Annotated in this window: 3 protein-coding genes; all 3 read right to left on the bottom strand. The window is 40.8% G+C overall.

Annotation, left to right across the window (positions count from 1 at the left end):
- Positions 1-512: iron-containing alcohol dehydrogenase (locus tag Q7J27_03245; GenBank protein ID MDO9528153.1), on the bottom strand; the 512-nt coding region annotated here is incomplete at its 3' end.
- Between the two features lie 26 nt (positions 513-538).
- Positions 539-1,585 (bottom strand): nucleotidyltransferase family protein, encoded by a 1,047-nt coding sequence (locus tag Q7J27_03250; GenBank protein ID MDO9528154.1) that lies wholly within the window; start codon positions 1,583-1,585, stop codon positions 539-541.
- Positions 1,560-2,597: hypothetical protein (locus tag Q7J27_03255; GenBank protein ID MDO9528155.1), on the bottom strand; the 1,038-nt coding region annotated here is incomplete at its 5' end. The genes Q7J27_03250 and Q7J27_03255, both read right to left, overlap by 26 nt.

Consider the following 2,597-nt stretch of genomic DNA (forward strand, 5'->3'; position numbering starts at 1 on the left):
CGGCCGTTTATTCCAAACTTTTTTTTATGGTTTTTATCGGTAAAAACAGCATTTATCGTAACCTCACTACCCGTTCCGGCTGTGGTTGGAATAAGCAGAGTAGGGATACCGGGTGCAAGCAGCTTGTCGAACCCCCGGTACTCTACCCCCGTTCCCTGATTGTTCCTCAGAGCCGCTGACGCTTTCGCGATATCAAGACAACTACCTCCACCGATCCCTAAAATGAGGTCAATATCGCCCAGGCTTCTTATATGACAAACTATTTGATCCAGATAATCATAATCGGGTTCTTCGTTTCCTCTTAAAACCATTTCATCGACAATCTCAATTCTCTTTCTTGCTTCGTCAAGCACCTCGGCAAAATACAGGCTTTTATTTTTGACCCCTTCATCGACAAGAACCAATGACCGACGATAGCCGTTTTTTTCAATTATTTGCTTAAAAAAAGAAGCCGTTTGCCCTATACCGGAATACAGATCAGTATTAACCTTAAAATTAAAAATATCTTCCATCTTATGTTCCTCTTTCCTGAAAGGATTCAGTTCAAATCACTAAAATGCCTGCAAGCAGAATTGAAATCCTTAACAGACCCAATATCCATCCAGTAGTCCTTTATCGGAAAAACAAATACTCTTTCTTTTATTCCCAAAAGATTGGTAATTAAATCATTCATATCCATTCTGGCGCCCTTGTTGATGAACCTCATGCATTTTTGATCTAGGACGTAAATACCTGCGTTTATCGGAAATGAAAGGCTCGGTTTTTCGTTTATGCTTTTCAGAATATTTTCTTCTTCAATTTCTAGAGTACCATAAGGAACATGAACATCATGAGTAACCGAACCAATAGTCATGGACGCAGACTTTCGTTCATGGTATTCAAGCATTTCAATAAAATCCACTTTAGTAAGAAGGTCGCCATTCATAACGATCATGGGTCTTGCATTACTGGTTGGCAAAAGACCCAAAGAACCCGCTGTCCCAAGCTTTTTCTTCTCCAATAAATAATTGATAGAAACGCCCCATTTTGCCCCGTCACCAAAGTGTTTTCTTATCATGTCTGCTTTGTAATAAACAGAAATGTAAAAATTATTGAAACCCTGGTCAATAAAACTTTCAATGATCATTTCCAGGAGGGGCTTCTCTCCAATTTTCAAAAGCGGTTTTGGGCAATCCTTTGTCAAAGGCATTAATCTTTCACCGTATCCGCCCGCCATAAGAATTACCGGGTTGTCAAAGGTCTTGATGCGGGATAAATCGTCAAGCGATCGGATACCTTTAAGGACTCCAGATCTATCTACCACGGGCAAGTAGTGGATGGTTTTTTTTCTCATAAAGCACGTTATCTCAGTTTCTGATTGATCTGCATAGGCGACGATAGGATTGCGGTTCATTATCTCCGACACCGGAAGCCCGGTATCCACTTCTTTTAGAAGAGCCTTTCGGATATCTCCATCAGTTACGATACCCTCAAGTTTCTCTTTGTCATCAACAATGAGGGCAACTCCATAGGGAGATCTGTCAAATTCTGAAATAACTTCAGCTATGGGAGTGCTCCCGTCAAACACTGCGGACTTCCAGTTCATTCTTCTGCTCCTTTCGCAGTTTTTCCTGGAAAAAAGCGCGAACTTGATCTGCTATCTGGTAACCGATATGCCTTTCATCGGCATCCTTTGAAATGATATAGTTCTCTTTATAGTATTCATAATACGCCTTTTCTATCTCTTGGAACACGAAAAATCCGGGATCAATCTTTTTGTCTACGTTAAGAGGGGTGGTACCAAATTCGGAAGCCATTGATTTTATCCCTCTTCCAAGATCTGTTTTATCAATTTCGTTAGAGGTAATAAAAAGCATCGGTTTTTCAAACAAAACCGCGAAGTTTACTGAGGTGCTGGCATGAAGCAAAACCAGACTGCAATCCCTGACAAGCTCTGCCGTATTACCGTAAAAAATAGCCCTTCCGCGAAAACGCTTTTTCTGAGTTTCCTTGATCGACCGTGGATGAGCAGCAATCATAACCTCGTAGCTTGTTTGTTTCTCAAGCCAGTCGAAAAAATTGTTCAATTTAAAATAATAATTGTCTGGTTCTATGGGCGATTTCCCGGTCGTCCTGATAAAATCGGGGTGAAAAGGAGCATATTCATCCAGAAAGACTATATAGGGTTTTTCTATACTACACAAAGTAGGTTTACTGGATATTTCTCGGAAAATATCAAAATCCAGCGCATGCGAGCGTACTATTTTGCATAACTCTAACATCCTGTTTTTGTGGGCACGCCCCTCAGTAATCTTTCCCCCAGCAAATATCATTCTCGGTTCCGGAAAATGGACCACCTTCTGAAACAAGAAAAAAAACAACTTGACGGATAAAATAATAGGCGATTTCCACATCCACCGCCGGAAAAACCCAATACGCTTCTCCTTGGCACTGATCTTGTATATTGGAAGACTGCCCAGCATCAGTTCGCAAAAACCGATTTTCTTTTCTGAGACAAGCCGAAAGATTCTGTACGTTGAAATATCTTTGGGGATCATCATCACAATGAAAGTATCGTAATGATTAATTTCATTGACTCTGTCTAGCGCCTGCTTCCT

It is taken from the genome of Syntrophales bacterium (genome assembly GCA_030655775.1).
Lineage (GTDB): Bacteria > Desulfobacterota > Syntrophia > Syntrophales > JADFWA01 > JAUSPI01.

Bases quoted from the DNA above. Each gene is read 5' to 3' on its own strand.
- Q7J27_03250 (MDO9528154.1), bottom strand. From the start codon at position 1,585: ATGAACTGGAAGTCCGCAGTGTTTGACGGGAGCACTCCCATAGCTGAA.